The 2,022-nt window shown below is 36.8% G+C and carries 2 protein-coding genes; both read right to left on the reverse strand.

Annotated elements, in window-relative coordinates; all coding sequences use genetic code 11:
* Positions 1-355: 355 nt before the first annotated feature.
* Entirely contained in the window at positions 356-1,663 is a 1,308-nt protein-coding gene (gene abaF, locus AC1DTM_RS24045) for a fosfomycin efflux MFS transporter AbaF (protein ID WP_002110969.1), read from the reverse strand.
* A gap of 33 nt (positions 1,664-1,696) precedes the next feature.
* The coding region (locus AC1DTM_RS24050; protein WP_477001061.1) for an aldehyde dehydrogenase family protein at positions 1,697-2,022 on the reverse strand (326 nt) is incomplete at its 5' end.

A 2,022-nucleotide genomic window follows, 5' to 3' on the forward strand; every position in this document is an offset into this window, starting at 1 on the left:
GTTTTTGTTGCTGTTGTTTTGTTAACCGATGAACAATTACACGAGCTGGCACTTCATCAATCATTCCTACATAAGCATCACCCATACACATAAAGCTACTAGATCTTTTGATTAAACTTTTTACAAATTATCAATCTTTATTATTAATGATCAGACTGATTTATAAATTATCGAACCTTACTTTAAACCCACAGTAGTTGGAGGAAGTTTGATGCTAACAAATAATACACCTCTTGAAATATCAGAAAGATAGAAAATGGCCTCTTAGAGACATGCTGTCCTAAGAGGCCATTCTTATCAATCTTTATTTTAAATCAACCGTTTTAAAGCGATTGTATATGGCTTACGAAAATATTTACTGTGCTTTCTTAAACGTGAGTGATTTACCTTTTGTTTCTTTTACTAACATGATACATGAAATTGAAATAATACTTGAGATGACTAAATAAATTGAAATTGGGATGGAGCTATTAAATTTATTTAGGAGACTTAATGAAATTAATGGTGCCAATGATCCTGCCAAAATTGGTGCTACTTGATAACATAAAGACAAAGCTGTATATCTGATGTGCGTTGGAAATAACTCTGTCATTAATGCGGAGTATGGTGCATACGTCATCGATTGTATGAATAAACCAATAGTAATGGCAGTCATAATTAACCAATCATTTCCTGTATCCATCATTGGAAACCCGATAAATCCCCAAAATGCAGTTAAAACGGCTCCTGTCATATAGATTGGCTTCCGTCCCCACACATCACTTAAGTGTCCCATTAAGGGGATGAGGAAAAAGTGAATTGCATGAGCACCAAACATTAATAATAAAATTTGTGAAGTATCTTTATCGACCACAAGTTTTAAATAACTAATAGAGAAAGTGACAACTATATAGTATAAGATGTTTTCTGCAAAACGAGCTCCAATACCAGCAATAATCGCTTTTTTATGGTCTTTAATCACTTCTATAATACCTAATTGTTGTTTTTCTAATTGAGCTTGTTTTTCTTGTGATTCTTTGAAAATAGGGGCATCGTCTACACTTTTACGAATCCAAAGACCAATTAGGACGACAACAGCAGAGAACCAAAATGCTACACGCCAACCCCAGTCCATAAATTGCTCTGGGCTTAAATTTTTAGATAAAAGTAAAAGGATAATTGTTGCTATTAAATTCCCTAATGGCACGCCTGCCTGGGGCCAGCTTGCCCAATACCCACGTCTATCACTAGGGCTGTGCTCAGATACTAAAATAACAGCTCCACCCCATTCCCCACCAAAAGCAAATCCTTGAATTAAACGTAAAGTAACGAGTAAAATCGGAGCCCAATACCCAATACTACTGAATGTCGGAATACATCCCATTAAGAAAGTCGTTATTCCAACGATAATTAAACTAATCTGTAATAAATTTTTACGCCCAATTTTATCACCATAATGACCAAAAACAAGTCCGCCGATAGGTCTAGCTACAAAGCCTACCGCATAAAGAGCAAATGCAGCCAGGATACCGTCAATAGCATTTCCCGTTTGTTGGAAAAATAATTCTCCAAAAACAAGAGCAGAAGCGGTTCCGTATAAGAAAAATTCATACCATTCAGCCACAGATCCAATCATCGATGCAACAACAACTTTTTTTAGTTGCTTATTATCTGTTTTCCCCATGTTTACTCCCCCCCAAAAAGAAAATYCAGATTATTATGATTGAACGTACCAAATCACTTTTGTCCGCACATATTGTTCAAAAGCTTCTAATCCATTGTCTTTGCCACCAAAGCCAGATTGTTTAAAGCCACCAAATGGGGTGGTGATATCCCCTTCACTAAAACCATTCACAGAAACGGTTCCAGCTTTAATGGCACGTGCCACGCGCATCGTCCGCTGTACATTTTGGCTATAAAAAGAAGCAGCTAACCCGTAAGAGGTGTTATTGGCAAGGGCAATCGCTTCTTCTTCTGTTTCGAACGTACTAACCGCTAAAATCGGACCAAATACTTCATTTTGGAACAAGATCATGTCAGCGG

This window comes from Bacillus sp. P4_D3 (genome assembly GCF_056401855.1).